The organism is Pseudomonas sp. FP1154 (assembly GCF_030687245.1).
GTDB classification, from domain to species: domain Bacteria; phylum Pseudomonadota; class Gammaproteobacteria; order Pseudomonadales; family Pseudomonadaceae; genus Aquipseudomonas; species Aquipseudomonas rhizophila.
Genome location: NZ_CP117465.1, coordinates 1,548,075 through 1,563,606, shown reverse-complemented (window position 1 = coordinate 1,563,606; position 15,532 = coordinate 1,548,075). Strand labels below are relative to the sequence as shown.

The window sequence follows — 15,532 nt, the reverse complement described above, 5'->3', positions numbered from 1 at the left end:
AAGCGAGAGGCCGGTCTAAATGACTCAATCAAATCGTGATCGCGACTGGCTGGTGCGGGCTCCTGAATCGCGGAAAATGGAACGCATCGAAGCCTATTTCAGTGGCCATGGCTACACCACCCACCGGCATGACACCTACGCCATCGGCGTCACGCTTTGCGGTGTTCAGAGCTTCAACTACCGCCATAGCAAACGCCATAGCCAGCCCGGCGGAACCATCGTCCTGCACCCGGACGAAGTTCACGATGGCGAAGCAGGCACGAGCGACGGCTTTCGCTACCGGATGTTCTATGTAGAGCCCTCCGTGATCCAGCAAGTGCTGGGCGGCAAACCCTTGCCCTTCATCGAAGGGGGGGCTGTCGAACGATCCTCACCTCAATGTGGCTACGCGCAGATTGTTGCGCTGCATGGATCATCCACTCGATCCGCTGGAAGAGGAGGACGGCATCTACGATGTGGCCCAGGCACTGGACAGCGCAGCGGGTAACCGGCGTGGGCGGCGATTGATCGACTACTCGGCGGCAGAGCGCGCACGACTGTTCATTCATGATGCCCTTGACCAGCCCATCAGTCTGGATGATCTGGTCCAAGCCAGTGGCCGGGATCGATGGAGCCTGTCCCGGGACTTTCGAGCGCTGTACGGCACCAGCCCCTATCGGTATATCAACCAGCGACGTCTGAATAAAGCCCGTCGCCTGGTTATCCACGGCATGCCATTGAGTGAAGCGGCCCTGGCGTGCGGTTTTTTCGATCAGAGCCACATGACCCGGTTACATAGCCAGGCTTTCGGCATTTCACCAGCACGCTGGCTGAAGATGCTGCGCTGACTTCGGGTGCCGGGCCCCACAAAAGCTGCACAATCATCCAATACCTGCTCAGGCTCAGGCAGTAAGGTCGCGCTCACCCCCTTCACAAGACGAGCATTCCTCATGAGCACTCACTACTCCCCCATCAACTTCGCTCAGAAATACACACTCTTCCAGGAACAGTGGGCCCCGAAAGTCGTGGCCGAAATGAACGACTACCAGTTCAAGATCGTCCGGCTCGAAGGTGACTTCGTCTGGCATACCCACGCCGATACCGATGAAACCTTCATCGTGCTGGAAGGCGAGCTTCGCATTGATTTTCGCGACGGCGCGGTGACGATTGGCCCAGGCGAGATGTACGTGGTGAAAAAAGGTGTCGAGCACAAGCCAAGCGCCGCACTGGAAGTGAAATTGCTGTTGATCGAACCTCGCGGTGTCATTAACACGGGCGACGAAACCAATGAGCGAACAGCGGTGAATGATGTCTGGATCTGACGTAGCGCCGTGACGTAACCGATGCCAGGAGGTCAATCGTACTCAGCCTCCTGATGATCGCCCAACAGGCGCCGCTGGCGAGGTGTCGCGGCAGCCAGTACAGCGGGGTTGAATTGCCAGTACAGATAAGGCGAGAACTTCTGCGCGATCATCCGCCGGCCATAGTGAACCTGCAGCATATAACGTGAACGGTCGACGCTGCGGTTCTCGCTGCCGGCATGCCACAACTCGCTGCGCAGCACCAGCACGTCGCCCGCCCGGCACAATACCGGTTGCGCGACGCGCCCTTGCCATTGCGTTTCGCCCGCCACGGGCGCCCGCCCCGCCCGATGACTGCCGGGAATGACGCGGGTCGGGCTCAGGTCGGCATTGATGTCATCAAGGTAAAACTGTGCGGTGAAAATCTGCATCGGCAACTCGAAAGCTGGATCGGCCAGAAGCTGTGGTGGCAATGCCATCGCCAGGTAATCCAGGTGCAACGGGGCGCCGACAAAACCGGGGTGGCAACGCCAGGCTGTCTGCCCAATGATGTGGCAATCATCCCCCAGAGCCGCCTCGGCCAGCTCGATCACCCCTTCCATATCGAGAAACGGCAACCAGAACGGATCGCGATTGAACACGCATTTGTAGTGATCGATCACGCCGCTGTAGTCCCAGTGCTGAGGCTTGAGGCAATCGATTGCATGGCGCAGGTCGGTGATTTGCGCGACGCTCAACACCGCAGGTATCAGGACGAAACCGTCCTGATGCAGGGCTCGCAAGCGCTCGCCGGTGAGCGCCGCCAAGGATGGGAGGGTGGCCACCATCGCGCCTGGACTCAGGTGCGAAAACGGCCGGTCAACTCCGCCAATGTCCTCGATAGCCCGGAAAGCTGCTGGCTGGCATGCATGCTCTGGGCAGAGTTCTGCGCCGCTTCGTTGGACAGGTCGCGGATGTCGGAGATGTTGCGGGCGATTTCCTCAGTGACACTGCTCTGCTCTTCGCAAGCGTTGGCGATCTGCGCGGCCATATCGTTGATCCGCTGTATGGAACCGCCCGTGCCGCTGAGCACCTGATCGACACTCGCTGCCCGCTCGACGCTGTCACGGGCCTTGGTGCTACCGACGTGCATCGCTTGAACGGCCTTGGCGACACCCGACTGCAAGCGCTCGATACGGACCTGGATATCCTTGGTCGAATCCTGGGTCCGCGCCGCCAGCGCCCTGACTTCGTCAGCCACGACCGCAAAACCGCGGCCTTGCTCACCGGCCCGTGCAGCCTCAATGGCGGCGTTCAGTGCAAGCAGGTTGGTCTGTTCAGCGATGCCACGGATCACCTCGAGGACCGCGCCGATACTGGAGGTTTCCTGGGCCAAGGCTTCGATGGTTCCCGACGCGCTTTCCACTTCCTGGGCCAGTTGGCGGATCGATTCGATGGTGCTGCTGACAACGTCGGCACCATCACGGGACTGACTGGTAGCCTGTTGTGCAGCATCCGAGGCATTCAGCGCGTTGTGGGCGACTTCATGCACGGCGGCGCTCATCTGGGTCGCGGCGGTGCTGACCTGATCGAGTGCCGCATGCTCGCTGCTGATCAGTTGGTCATTGGTCGCGGCCATACTGGCCATGGCGCGTGCCGCAGCATCGACCTCCCCGGTCACCCGGCCCACCTCGGCAATCAGCGGCTGCAGTTTGTCGAGGAAGCGGTTGAATGCGTTGCCGAGCTGGCCCAGCTCGTCAGCCGAACGGACCTCAAGACGCGCCTTCAAATCGCCGCCACCCTCTGCAATCTGCTCGACGCGGCTGAGCAAGCGACGCATAGGACGCAGCACGACCAGTGGCAGGGCAACAACGACCAGAATGCAGCCAAGCAGACCGATCAACAGAATGCCGCCCTGATGCACCCCCACTTCCTCGCCATTTTCTATCGCCGCGTCTCCCTCGCGGTGGGACGCCTGGTCTTCCAGCTCGCCAAGTTTGTCGATGGGATCACGCATGGCCTCGAACAGGCGTTCGCCGTCACCAAAACTCAGTTTGCTGGCCGCCTCCATATCCCCCACGGACAGCTCCATTACGCGCCTCGAAACCTGCTTCCACTTTACAAAAGCGTCATTGAACTGACTGACCAACGCCAGCGCCTCGGCACCGGGCTGCATCGCGGCATATTGCTGCACGCGATCATAAGCCTGCTTCGCATTCTCCTCATGACTGGCGCTCAGCGCTGTCAGATGCTCGTCCGCATGACCATCGAGCAGACTACGCTCGGCAACAAAAGCCTGGTAAAGATCGCGATCGGCATTGAGCAGCAAACTGATGGCCGGCAAGTAACGCTTGGTCAGCTGTGTGCTGGACGCCGTCACCTGGTCGATGCCTCGCATGCCCGACCACCCCATCAACACCAACAACAGCGCCAGAAAAGCAATCGGCAGGGTAATTTTCCAGCGAAAGCCCAGGTCGGCAAAGAACCGCATCATGGGGGGCACTCCTTCTATGGGGGTTAGCTTTCTTATCGGCAGGCATGCCTTGAGCTATAGACCATTAGTCTGATTGACACAAAGGAGGGGATTGTTTTAAAGGGCAGGCGAAGACGTTTTTGATCGTCTTGACCGAGGCCAGGGTTTCGGTTGAGGTTAGTGAAAACACCGTCGCCCTGTCCTGCAACGTCCGACACCGGAACGGTTAGAGTTTTTTAATTGCCGGAAAAATGTCCCCGCCGTGCCGGGTTACTTCGGCAGGATTCGGATCATTCAGCGAGAAGGCCAAGGCGTAGGGGCCGGGCGCTCCATCCGATGTCCAGTACAAAGACTCGGGCCAGCTCAATGCCCGCGCCACAAGCCCTTCGGATGGGAAATAGATTCCCCAGAATCTCTTCATTTGGGCCAGGTCAAGGTGCAGCTCAGGGTTGGGCCGCACAGCTGAGAAGTTTGGGTCCCACCACATGTTGTCGATACGCTCCACCAGTCGGACTCCCGAAAATGTAAGCACGTAGAAGGCCGTCCGACCACCTGCATCGGTAGCGATTATCCGTGCCGACCCATTTCCCGCAGCCCGCACAAGACCCGACTCCGAGTCTACGAGGGCAACCTCCTCGTTCGAGGATGCGTATTGATAAGGAGGTACGCCCCCCGTAGCCGTACGCGTATAAGTTGCAGTTGCGTCATCCGGAGGCATCCTGGGTGGTCGTCCACGCACGATAAAATAATTCGATGCCGTTTGACTGTGGTCCTGTCCGAAACTCAGCGGCTCCAGCACTGTGAAGGTGTAGGCGAGTGACTCCGGGTTGCTGCCGTAGACCGCCTTGGCGGTGAAGCTGTGCTCACCGACGGCCAGGCCGATGACGGCGAAACTCCAGATACCATTGCCCTCGACGTGGGCAGAGCCTTTGAAATCCGCACCGTCAAAAATATCCACTCGTTGATCGCCACTGGCGGTGCCGCTGAGCACGACCGAGGTCGCCACAGTGCTTGTGCCATGCGGAATTTCAACCTCTTTGTCGTCTTTCACTGAGGTGATTTCTGGCGGAGCAAGTCGGTTCAGATGAATATCCAGAAAGTACACTGACGACTGACTGGAGTTGCCCAACTGGTCAAAAACCCTAAACTCGACCTGCGCCCTGCGGTTGTCACCCGCTTCCTGGAATTTGTCGGTAAACAGTGTCCTCACCTCCGGGACCGGGGCGTCGTCGGCTATCTCCCATTCATCGGTCGCATCGCCCAGCAGAAATCGAATACGGTCGTAGCGCCGCCGGTAGCTGTAGTCGAAACCGAACGTCACGCCTTGCGCTGCTCGCTCGGCGCTGACACCCGCAGTGACAACATCGGAAGGGATCATCAGGTCCAGGCTATCGGGTGCGGGTTCGCCTGGAGCCCGTCGGTGGTACAAAACATTCATATCATTCGATGTTCCGCCACCACCACTGGGACGGGTCACTTTGTAGTACAACCGATTGACGCCTTGAACCAACCGTCCATGAGGCAAGTAAAGGCGCAGACGTTTGTTTTCTTCCCTGATGATATCGCCAGCCGAAGGAGTCGCGTCGTCATTTACATACAGGTCGACCTGGTCGTCAATCTCCAATGTCCCGCCGCGACGCGGGATCTCGAACCATGGGTCGACCAGACATTCAAGCCCCAGTGCCTGATCGTCGTAAATCCTTTTGGGGATACCTCCGTTCGCAAGATTGGCAGGCTTCACTGGGGTCACCCAGCCAGGGATGATCACGGGGATCAATTTGAAAAGCTCATTTAACTCAGAGGACTGAATATCCATCATGTTCTCCTGGCAGGTGGCGGGGCGTGGATCTCTGGGCGACGCCGTTATCACACTCCAGGCAGGAGAACCTGGCTACTGTCAGAACTAACAGGTGCGGGGAGATTTACGACAAATGGCGGGTTGAGGGGAGAGCCCTTGCGCGCCACAAATTCTCATTGCGAAGGGACCTTTTCCTGAAGAGCCCCAGTGCCGGAAAATCTTTACCAGGGAAGAATGTTTCGCGTGGACCGACGATGGCCGGCGCCGGTTCGCCAGCAGTTTGTCCAACGATGCCCTGAATAAAAACCTGAAAACGAAAAAGCCCCTGAAATGTTCAACCATTTCAGGGGCTTAGTCGTATTCAATAATGGCGGAGAGATAGGGATTTGAACCCTAGGTACTGTCGCCAGTACAACGGATTTCGAATCCGTCCCGTTCGGCCACTCCGGCATCTCTCCAGTGGCGCGCATCATACCAGCACATTCGCCGGAAGCGAACCCCCGGGCGAAATTTTTTCCGTGCTATCAGATGCTTGCGTCGATTACAGCGGTACGCCCAGACGCTGGGCAACTTCTTCGTAGGCTTCGATGACATCACCCAGACCCTGACGGAAGCGGTCCTTGTCCATCTTTTTCTTGGTGTCCTTGTCCCAGAGGCGGCAGCCGTCCGGGCTGAATTCGTCACCCAGGACGATGGAGCCATCGCTGAATACGCCGAATTCAAGCTTGAAGTCCACCAGCAGCAGGCCGGCGTCGTCGAACAGCTTGGTCAAAACCTCGTTGACCTTGAGGGACAACTCCTTCATGCGCGCCAGTTGCTCGGCGGTGCCCCAACCGAACGCCACAACGTGGGATTCGTTGATGAACGGGTCGCCCTTGGCGTCGTCCTTCAGGAACAGCTCGAAGGTGTATGGGTTGAGCTTCATGCCCTCTTCCACGCCCAGGCGCTTGACCAGGCTACCGGCGGCGTAGTTACGCACGACGCATTCGACCGGGATCATGTCCAGCTTCTTGACCAGGCATTCGTTGTCGCCCAGCAACTTGTCGAACTGAGTCGGCACGCCAGCGGCTTCGAGCTTCTGCATGATGAAGGCGTTGAACTTGTTGTTCACCATGCCCTTGCGGTCCAGTTGTTCGATGCGCTTGCCGTCGAACGCCGAGGTGTCGTTGCGAAACAGCAGGATCAAGCGGTCTGCGTCGTCGGTCTTGTAAACCGATTTGGCTTTGCCGCGGTAGAGTTCTTCACGTTTTTCCATGATGGGCTCCGCTTGCTAAGTAGATGGGCTAGGCGATATGTCGCCAGTCGAGCCCTGAATCTTGATCGGCCAGTTGCAGCCAGTCCGGGTCGCACCCTAGGGTGTCGACGAAACATTGCCGGGCCAGCTGCGGCAGGTTGTTCTTGCTGCTCAGATGGGCCAGGACCAGGTGTTGCAGGCCTTGCCAGCCCAACTCGGCCACCAGGAACGCTGCCTGGTGGTTGTTCAAATGTCCGTGTTCCCCGCCCACCCGCTGCTTGAGAAAGTATGGGTAGTAACCACGGGCCAGCATGTCACGGCAGTGGTTGGACTCGATCATCAATGCATCGAGATCCCGGTAGCTGTCCATCACCCTGTCGCAATACGAGCCCAGGTCGGTCAGCAACCCAAAGCGCCGCTCACCGTCGCTGAACACATACTGCGTTGGCTCCCGGGCGTCGTGCGCCACGCTGACCACACTGACTTCCAGAGCACCAATGCGCAGTTGCTCGCCACCGGCGACGAAGCCAGCAGGTTCGATAGGCTTACGCAGCCCCTCCAGTGTTCCACGGCTCAGGTACACCGGCAGATTGTAGCGCCGAGACAGCAAACCCACGCCATGCACGTGGTCGGCATGTTCGTGGGTTACGAGTATCGCGCTCAATTGCGCCGGGTGCACACCCAGGCGCAACAGGCGTTTCTCGGTTTCTCGCAAAGAGAAACCACAATCGACCAGCACATACGTGCCGGCGCTGGCTATCAGCGTGCCGTTCCCTTGGCTACCGCTGCCGAGAACGGCAAAACGCATCGGATCAGCCCAGGTTGTCCTGAATCACGCTCAATACCTTGCGGGCCACATCGGCCGGCGCCACGGTGTTGATGTTTTTCTCGACGGTCACCTGAACGTTGTCACCCACCTTGCTCAGGCGAACCTGATAACGCTCGGCACGGGCTTCAATTTCTTCCTTGTCCGGCGCGCTGCCGAACAGACCGCTGAAGAAGCCAGGCTTCTCATCTTTCTTCTCGGCCTTTTCGGCGAGGTTGATGTAGTACAGGCCCAGGCTGCGGTTGATGTCTTCAACCCGCCACTCACCTTGTTCCAGCGCACGACCTACGCTCGACCAGGCGCGATCCAGGTCGGAGCCGACGTTGAGCACCGGGTTGCCGCTGCCGTCTTCGCTCAGGCTGACGCGGCTCGGGACGTCGAAGTCCCGGGATGCAAGCATCGAAACCGAACCGCCCTGTTCTGCGGTACGGCTCATGCTGGCGAGCATGTCGTCCACCAGCGCAGCGTCCAGGCCGGTGTTGACCGAACGGTTGGTGAAGGCCACATCAGCGGTGCTACCGGCAGGGCGTTCAGCGCTGACCACGTAGATTTCACTGGTGTTGCGCTGCACGCCCGGCTCGATGCGAACCCGCACGCGGCTTTCGCTGTCGGCACCGACACCGGCGGCGCTCAGGCGCTTGGCCATGGAGGCGGACAGCTCATCGGCACGTTGCCAGGTCGTGGTGAATTCGCCCGTTTGCGGGCGCTGCTCATCCAGGCGAAAACCGTTGTCCTGGAAGAACTGGATCGCCACGGGCCAGACTTCGGCCGGTGGATGCTGGGCCATGACCCAGCTTGAATCGCCACTCTTCTGCAGGGTGTAGTCGCTGGCATCGGCCATGGCCGAGAGCGGCTGTGGACGGGGGACGATGTATTCACCCTTGACGCTGTCGTCGGCCACATTACGCGGGATCGGCAACAGCGGATCCAGACGTTTGGCGACATTGACATCGGGAGGCAGTTGCATCGGTGCAGTCTGTTGCGCTTCCAGGTAATCGCTACCACGGTCGCGGAAGTAACCTTCCGGGCCCCAGACCCATCCGCAGCCACTGGTGCTGGAGATAATCAAGGCAAGTGCGGAAAGTCCGGCCATTCGCTTCATGCGTTGTACTTCCTCAATTAAACCAGGACGCCCGACTGGCGCATGGCCTGCCGAAGCGGTTCGTGACAGGCTTCGCTCAGCCAGGTGAGCGGCAGGCGGATGCCTTGATGCATCAGGCCCATTTCAACCAAAGCCCACTTCACCGGAATCGGGTTGGCTTCGATGAACAGATCCTTGTGCAACGGCATCAGTTTTTCGTTGATTGCCCGCGCGGTCTCGGCGTCGCCCTTGAGCGCAGCCTCGCACAGGTCGGCCATTTCGCGCGGAGCGACGTTGGCGGTGACGGAGATATTGCCCTTGCCACCCAGCAGGATCAGCTCGACCGCGGTCGGATCATCGCCGGACAGCACGATGAAGTCATCACTCACGCCAGCGAGGATGGCCTTGGCGCGGTCCAGGTCGCCGGTGGCTTCCTTGATACCGATGATGTTCGGCACGGTGGAGAGGCGAATCACGGTCTCGGCCTGCATGTCGCAGGAGGTGCGGCCGGGAACGTTGTAGAGGATCTGCGGGATGTCGACCGCTTCGGCAATGTGCTTGAAGTGCTGGTACAAGCCTTCCTGGGTTGGCTTGTTGTAGTACGGCACGACCAGCAGGCACGCGTCGGCACCGGCTTCCTTGGCGTTGCGGGTCAGCTCGACGGCTTCGCGGGTCGAATTGGCGCCGGTACCGGCGATCACCGGAATCTTCCCGGCTACCTGCTTGACCACGGCACGGATGACTTCGATGTGCTCGTTGACATCGAGGGTTGCCGATTCGCCAGTGGTACCGACGGCGACAATGGCATGGGTGCCGTTTTCAAGGTGGAAGTCCACGAGTTTGCTGAGGCTGGCCCAGTCAAGACGCCCTTGTGCATCCATGGGTGTGACCAGTGCCACCATACTGCCCGCAATCATGAAACCGCTCCTGCCGGAAAAAGAGAGCGGTAATGGTACTGGCGCCAAGATGCTTGTACAAGCGAACTACCATTCCCCTTGGCGATGGTTTTCGCTACCCTTCAGGCTTTGATCGGTACCGATAAGCTCATACGCCGGTTCCCAGCCTCCGTTATTCGTCGCCACAAGCCCCATTCCTGCGTTTGTCCTGCCGCATTCCCGCCGTCCCGGAATGCAGCGCAACCCCAGGCACAGGGCTTGAGTCGTTCGTTTATCCCGGTCTGTCGCCGTGCCGAGCTGCAAAAGTGCCGACCGCTCATCGCTTTAGGAATGCTGCATGTCCACCCCCACAGTCCGCGAACAATTCCTTGTTATCAGTGCCCTTGGCGCCAACCCCATGGAGCTGACTAACGTCCTGTGCCGCGCCAGCCATGAAAATCGCTGCGCCGTCGTAACTTCACGCCTGACCCGTCATGGCGAATTCAGTGCGCTCGTGCTTGAGATTTCCGGCAGCTGGGACGCCCTGGCCCGCCTGGAAGCGAGCCTGCCGGTGCTGGCCAAGAAACACGCCTTCACCGTCAATGTGGTGCGCAGCGCCGCCCTGGAGAACCGCCCCCAGGCCCTGCCCTACGTGGCGTATGTGAGTTCGGCCTATCGCCCGGACATCATCAACGAGCTGTGCCAGTTCTTCATGGACCACCATGTCGAGCTGGAAAACCTGACCTGCGACACCTACCAGGCCCCGCAGACAGGCGGCACCATGCTCAATGCCACGTTCACCGTGACACTGCCGGCCGGCACCCAGATCAGTTGGCTGCGCGATCAGTTCCTGGATTTCGCCGACGCGATGAACCTCGATGCCCTGATCGAACCGTGGCGCCCCCAAAACCCAATGTAAGGAAGCGTTCATGGCCGTTGCCATCGACCAACCGGTTACCGATTTCCAGGCGCCCGCCACCAGCGGGCACACCGTCAGCCTCGCGGCCTTTAAAGGCAAGCAGGTGGTGATTTACTTCTATCCCAAGGACAGCACCCCGGGGTGTACCACCGAAGGCCAGGGTTTTCGTGACCAGTACGCCCAGTTCCAGGCTGCCAACACCGAAGTGTTCGGCGTATCGCGCGATAGCCTCAAGTCCCACGAGAACTTCAAGTGCAAGCAGGAGTTTCCGTTCGAGCTGATCAGCGACAAGGACGAAGCCGTCTGCCAGCTGTTCGACGTGATCAAGTTGAAAAAACTCTACGGCAAGGAATACCTGGGCGTTGATCGCAGCACGTTCCTGATCGACAAAGATGGCGTGCTACGCCAGGAATGGCGCGGCGTGAAGGTGCCGGGGCATGTGGATGCGGTGTTGGCGGCGGCGCAGGCTCTGAACAAGGCCTGAAGTTTTTTCTGTCTGTCCTGACGCTATCGCGAGCAAGCTCGCTCCCACAGGGGATTTATGGTGTTCATCAATCCTGTGGGAGCGAGCTTGCTCGCGATGGGGCCATCAGCATCACCTGATTAATCAAGCTACAGCAACGGCGCCACCACCGGCTCACGGCTCGGCCACGCATCCAGCACAGCCTTGAACAGTGTTGCCAGGGGAATGGCAAAGAACACGCCCCAAAACCCCCACAGCCCGCCAAACAGCAATACCGCGCAGATGATCACCACCGGATGCAGGTTCACCGCCTCGGAGAACAGCAGCGGCACCAGCACGTTGCCATCAAGCGCCTGGATGATCCCGTAGACGGCCATCAGATAAATGAACTGATCGCTCCATCCCCATTGGAACAGCGCGATCAACGCCACGGGCACGGTCACCACCACGGTCCCGACATACGGCACCACCACCGAAATGCCCACCAGCAGCGCCAGCAATGCAGCGTAATTGAGCCCCAGGGCCACGAAGCCGATGTAGGTCACGCCGCCGCAGATGAAAATCTCGATGACTTTTCCGCGAATGTAGTTGGCGATCTGGCGATTCATTTCCTGGGCCACCCGGGTGATCAGCGCCCGCTCGCGAGGCAGATAGCCACGGACCCAGCGCCCGATCATTTCCCGATCCTTGAGAAAGAAAAACACCAGGATCGGCACCAGCACCAGGTAGATCATGATGTTCACCAGAAGCGGCAGGCTGGACAAAGAAAACGTCAGCGCCCACTGGCCGAACTTGCCGATCTGGCCGCGCACCACCTCTATGGCCTGCAGTACCTGTTCATCGGACACCAGATGCGGATAGCGCTCCGGCAACAGCAACAACAGCGACTGCCATTTGACGAGCATCCCGGGCAATTCATTGAACAAGGTCACCAACTGATGCCAGAGCAGCGGCATGATCACGACGACGAACACCACCAACACCCCCATGAACAGGGCGAACACCAGCCCTACCGCCATGGCGCCAGGCAGCCGCATCCGTTCCAGTGTCATGACCAGCCCCTGCATCAGGTACGCCAGCACCATCCCTGCCAGCACCGGCGCGAGCATGCCGCCCAGCGTGAGGACTGCCGTGAAGGCCAGGAACAGCAACACTGCCAGCACCACCGCCTCTTCGTCGGAGAAGTAGCGCTGGATCCAGTCGCGTAACACTTTGAACATTAAAAATCCTTAAGGGCCGCTGTTAATTTTCAGGCTTTCTTCAGCCAATAACGGTAGACGCCGTTGTCGTCTTCTTCACGCAGCAGCGTATGACCGGCCAGTCGGGCAAAGGTGCGGAAATCGCGCTGGGAGCCCGCATCCGTTGCGGTCACCTTGAGCACGGCGCCGCTGGCCAGGCGATTGAGTTCCAGCTTGGCCTTGAGCAGTGGTAACGGACAATTCAGGCCGCTGGCGTCCAGTTCGGCATCGGGGGCTACAGCATCGGTCATCGGTTCACTCCGCAACAGGTCGTTGAGCGACTTAGAATATCTGGTCCCGGGCCTGGTGTCCGGCTACAGTAGGGTCTTTGTCGACTAAGGCTTCGTGCATGACATTTCTGCGCCCCACCCTGCTGACGCTCGCTTGCCTGCTTGCCTCACCGGGCTTCGCCGACGACCTGCCGTCACTTGGCGACGCCAGTTCTGCCATCGTCTCGCCGCAACAGGAGCACCAGTTGGGTCGCGCCTGGCTGGCCTTGCTGCGCAGTCAGGTCTCACAGCTCAACGATCCACAGCTCAAGGACTACGTCGAGTCCAGCGTTTACAAACTGGTGGAGACCAGCCAGGTCAACGACCGACGCCTGGAGTTCATCCTGATCAACAGCCCGCAGCTCAACGCTTTCGCCGCACCCGGCGGAATCGTCGGGGTCAACGGTGGACTGTTCCTCAATGCGCAGACCGAAGGTGAATACGCCTCGGTCATGGCCCACGAACTGGCGCACTTGTCACAACGCCACTTTGCCCGGGGCGTCGAAGCTCAACAACGCATGCAGGTGCCGATGATGGCAGCGCTGCTGGCCGGCATTGTGATCGCCGCCGCCGGTGGGGGTGACGCCGGGATCGCGGCCATTGCCGGCACCCAGGCAGCAGCCATCCAGGAACAACGACGTTTCTCTCGCCAGAACGAACAGGAAGCCGACCGCATCGGCATCCAGAACCTGGAAAAGGCCGGCTATGATCCGCGGTCCATGCCGACCATGTTCGAACGGCTGATGCGCCAGTACCGTTTCGACGCCAGGCCCCCTGAATTCCTGCTGACTCACCCAGTGACCGAGTCCCGAATCGCCGACACCCGCAACCGTGCCGAACAGGCAAGGCCAGGTGGCATCGAAGACAGCATGCGTTATCAATTGATTCGCGCACGGGTCAAGTTGATCTACGAAGAAACTCCGGGGCTGGGCGCCAAGCGCTTCCGGGCGCAGCTGGATGAAAATCCGAAGAACGATGTGGCCCGCTATGGCTTGGCGATCGCGCAGATCAAGGGCGGCCAGTTGAATGAGGCCCGGGAAAACCTCAAGCAGCTCCTGGCCAAATCGCCCAACGAGATCATCTATAACCTGGCCCAGGTCGATCTGGATATCACCAGCAACAAGCTGCCAGACGCTCAGGCTCGCGTCGACCGGATGCTGACCCAGTACCCGGGCAACTATCCGCTGAATCAGGTGCGCGTCGACTTGCTGCTCAAGCAGAACCGCCCCGCCGACGCCGAGAAGGCTCTGGAGAACCTGCTCAAGACTCGTCCGGACGATCCGGATGTCTGGTACATGGTGGCAGAGACCCGCGGACTGTCGGGCAACATCATCGGCCTGCACCAGGCCCGCGCCGAATACTTCGCCCTGGTGGGCGACTACCGGCAGGCCATCCAGCAACTGGACTTCGCCAAACGGCGCGCCGGCAGCAATTTCCCGCTGTCGTCACGCATCGACGCCAGGCAGCGCGAGCTCATGGAGCAGGAGCGCATGGTCAAGGACATGATGGGCTGAGTCTTTTCGGACACAAAAAAACCGCCTCTTTCGAGGCGGTTTTTTTTGGGGACAGCTAAGCGATCACTCGGCCAGCTTGAAGGTAATGAAACTCGCACGGCCCTGACGCAGAACCCGCATCGAGACTGAACGATTCTTCGGCAACGCCTTGGCGATGTCGGTGAACTCCTTGGCCGAACCGATTGCCTGGTTGTTCAGGTGAGTGATGATGTCGCCTGGTTGCAGGCCGATCATGGCCGCAGGACCCTCCTGCACCTCCTTGATCACTACACCACCTTGCAGCTCCAGGGTCCGTTTTTGCTCTGGCGTAAGCTCCGCCACAGCCACGCCCAGACGATTGCTGCTACGTTCCACGCCTGACTTGGCCAGCGAGTCCAGCTCCTTGCCTTCCTCAGGGATGGCGCCGACGGTCAATTCGACGTTTGTGCGCTTGCCTTCGCGAATCACTTCCAGATTAGCCTTGGAACCGGCCTTGAGGGCGCCCACCAGATGTGGCAAGTCAGCGGACATGACGATCGGCTGGCCATTCATGCTCAGGATCACGTCGCCCACTTGCAGGCCACCCTTGGCAGCCGGACCACCCTCCTGGATCTGCGCCACCAGCGCACCGGCAGGTTTCTCCAGGCCGAACGACTCGGCCAGGTCCTTGTTCACTTCCTGAATGACCACGCCCAACCAGCCGCGGCTGACCTTGCCTTCGGTTTTCAGCTGATTGGACACGTCCATGGCAACGTCGATCGGAATCGCGAAGGACACGCCCATGAAGCCGCCCGAACGGGTATATATCTGGGAGTTGATCCCCACGACTTCACCGTCGAGGTTGAACAGCGGCCCACCGGAGTTGCCTGGGTTGATCGGCACGTCGGTCTGGATGAACGGCACGTAGTTTTCGTTTGGCAGGCTGCGACCGATGGCGCTGACGATGCCCTGGGTTACGGTATGATCGAAGCCAAACGGCGAACCGATGGCCACGACCCACTGGCCGGCTTTCAGGTTCTGGGATTTGCCCAGCTTGAGCACGGGCAGATCTTTCCCTTCGATCTTCAGCAACGCCACGTCAGAACGCGGGTCAGTGCCGATCAGCTTGGCCTTGAGCTCACTGCGGTCTGCCAGGCGCACCAGGATCTCGTCGGCATCGGCAATCACGTGGTTATTGGTCAGGATGTAACCGTCGGGCGAAATAATGAAACCCGAGCCCAGGGACTGCGCTTCACGCTGACGGCCACCGCCAGGCGAACGCGGTTGCGGCATCCCGCGCTCGAAGAACTCGCGCAACATCGGCGGCAAACCTTCCAGGTCCGGCATCTGCTGATCCATCACCCTGCGTTCCGGCAGTTTCTGGGTGGTACTGATGTTCACCACCGCAGGCGAGGCTTGCTCGACCAGCTCAGTGAAGTCAGGCAATTCGACCGCCATAGCGGGAACGGCCTGACCGAGCACAAGCACAGTGGCAAAGATGGAAAGATAGGTTTTCAAGCGTGGTATCGACATACGGCTCCCGTTACGACGAGCGTGGTTAAGCGATATGGAGCAAGAAATACCAGGGGAAGATACGCCGGTATTTTTGTTCCGCAAACAGGCAA

General features: G+C 59.6%; 13 protein-coding genes, 1 tRNA gene and 3 pseudogenes. 5 read left to right on the top strand and 12 right to left on the bottom strand.

From position 1 onward, the window contains the following. Positions 1-19 precede the first annotated feature (19 nt). Positions 20-827: pseudogene (locus tag PSH91_RS07160) on the top strand (AraC family ligand binding domain-containing protein). A gap of 102 nt (positions 828-929) precedes the next feature. Next, the gene (locus tag PSH91_RS07155; RefSeq protein WP_076385948.1) at positions 930-1,301 is read left to right on the top strand and encodes a cupin domain-containing protein; all 372 of its coding nucleotides are present in this window, start codon (positions 930-932) and stop codon (positions 1,299-1,301) included. A gap of 32 nt (positions 1,302-1,333) precedes the next feature. On the opposite strand, the gene PSH91_RS07150 is transcribed toward PSH91_RS07155, so the two are convergent. The 9 genes and pseudogenes from PSH91_RS07150 to dapA all read right to left on the bottom strand — a co-directional run bounded on the left by PSH91_RS07150 (position 1,334) and on the right by dapA (position 9,588). After that, positions 1,334-2,107, bottom strand: a complete 774-nt coding sequence (locus tag PSH91_RS07150; RefSeq protein ID WP_305467706.1) for a phytanoyl-CoA dioxygenase family protein — start codon at positions 2,105-2,107, stop codon at positions 1,334-1,336. 11 nt (positions 2,108-2,118) lie between these two features. Then, positions 2,119-2,718, bottom strand: a pseudogene (locus tag PSH91_RS26695) (methyl-accepting chemotaxis protein); the annotation flags it as partial. 306 nt (positions 2,719-3,024) lie between these two features. Beyond that, a pseudogene (locus PSH91_RS26690) lies at positions 3,025-3,657 on the bottom strand (MCP four helix bundle domain-containing protein); the annotation flags it as partial. Positions 3,658-3,958: 301 nt separating this feature from the next. Further along, a complete protein-coding gene (locus PSH91_RS07140; protein ID WP_305467703.1) occupies positions 3,959-5,551 on the bottom strand; it encodes an Ig-like domain-containing protein in 1,593 nt (530 codons plus the stop codon). A gap of 347 nt (positions 5,552-5,898) precedes the next feature. Beyond that, positions 5,899-5,988 (bottom strand) — tRNA-Ser (locus PSH91_RS07135). Positions 5,989-6,071: 83 nt separating this feature from the next. Beyond that, a complete protein-coding gene (gene purC / locus PSH91_RS07130; RefSeq protein ID WP_025212375.1) occupies positions 6,072-6,785 on the bottom strand; it encodes a phosphoribosylaminoimidazolesuccinocarboxamide synthase in 714 nt (237 codons plus the stop codon). A 28-nt stretch (positions 6,786-6,813) separates the two neighbouring features. Continuing rightward, on the bottom strand, positions 6,814-7,572 hold the full coding sequence (locus PSH91_RS07125) for an MBL fold metallo-hydrolase (protein WP_047227962.1): 759 nt from the start codon (positions 7,570-7,572) through the stop codon (positions 6,814-6,816). Positions 7,573-7,576: 4 nt separating this feature from the next. Further along, positions 7,577-8,692, bottom strand: a complete 1,116-nt coding sequence (gene bamC, locus PSH91_RS07120; RefSeq protein ID WP_305467700.1) for an outer membrane protein assembly factor BamC — start codon at positions 8,690-8,692, stop codon at positions 7,577-7,579. Between the two features lie 17 nt (positions 8,693-8,709). Next, the gene (dapA, locus tag PSH91_RS07115; protein ID WP_047227964.1) at positions 8,710-9,588 is read right to left on the bottom strand and encodes a 4-hydroxy-tetrahydrodipicolinate synthase; all 879 of its coding nucleotides are present in this window, start codon (positions 9,586-9,588) and stop codon (positions 8,710-8,712) included. 316 nt (positions 9,589-9,904) lie between these two features. On the opposite strand from dapA, the gene PSH91_RS07110 reads away from it, so the two are divergent. Together PSH91_RS07110 and PSH91_RS07105 are read left to right on the top strand one after the other, a co-directional pair. After that, positions 9,905-10,465 carry a glycine cleavage system protein R gene (locus PSH91_RS07110; RefSeq protein WP_305467698.1) on the top strand — a complete coding sequence of 187 codons (561 nt, stop codon included), beginning with the start codon at positions 9,905-9,907 and terminating at the stop codon, positions 10,463-10,465. Positions 10,466-10,475: 10 nt separating this feature from the next. Then, the gene (locus tag PSH91_RS07105; RefSeq protein WP_305467697.1) at positions 10,476-10,949 is read left to right on the top strand and encodes a peroxiredoxin; all 474 of its coding nucleotides are present in this window, start codon (positions 10,476-10,478) and stop codon (positions 10,947-10,949) included. Positions 10,950-11,077: 128 nt separating this feature from the next. Here PSH91_RS07105 and PSH91_RS07100 read toward each other — a convergent pair whose 3' ends face one another. Together PSH91_RS07100 and PSH91_RS07095 are read right to left on the bottom strand one after the other, a co-directional pair. Next, complete coding sequence (locus PSH91_RS07100) at positions 11,078-12,148, bottom strand: AI-2E family transporter (RefSeq protein ID WP_274090342.1); 1,071 nt, start codon at positions 12,146-12,148, stop codon at positions 11,078-11,080. A gap of 29 nt (positions 12,149-12,177) precedes the next feature. Next, complete coding sequence (locus PSH91_RS07095; protein ID WP_047227968.1) at positions 12,178-12,417, bottom strand: sulfurtransferase TusA family protein; 240 nt, start codon at positions 12,415-12,417, stop codon at positions 12,178-12,180. Positions 12,418-12,515: 98 nt separating this feature from the next. Here PSH91_RS07095 and PSH91_RS07090 point away from each other — a divergent pair, with 98 nt between their 5' ends. After that, entirely contained in the window at positions 12,516-13,949 is a 1,434-nt protein-coding gene (locus PSH91_RS07090; RefSeq protein ID WP_076385958.1) for a M48 family metalloprotease, read from the top strand. A 63-nt stretch (positions 13,950-14,012) separates the two neighbouring features. Here the strand turns inward: PSH91_RS07090 and PSH91_RS07085 are convergent, their stop codons facing one another. Continuing rightward, entirely contained in the window at positions 14,013-15,440 is a 1,428-nt protein-coding gene (locus tag PSH91_RS07085; protein ID WP_047227970.1) for a DegQ family serine endoprotease, read from the bottom strand. Between the last annotated feature and the right edge of the window lie 92 nt (positions 15,441-15,532).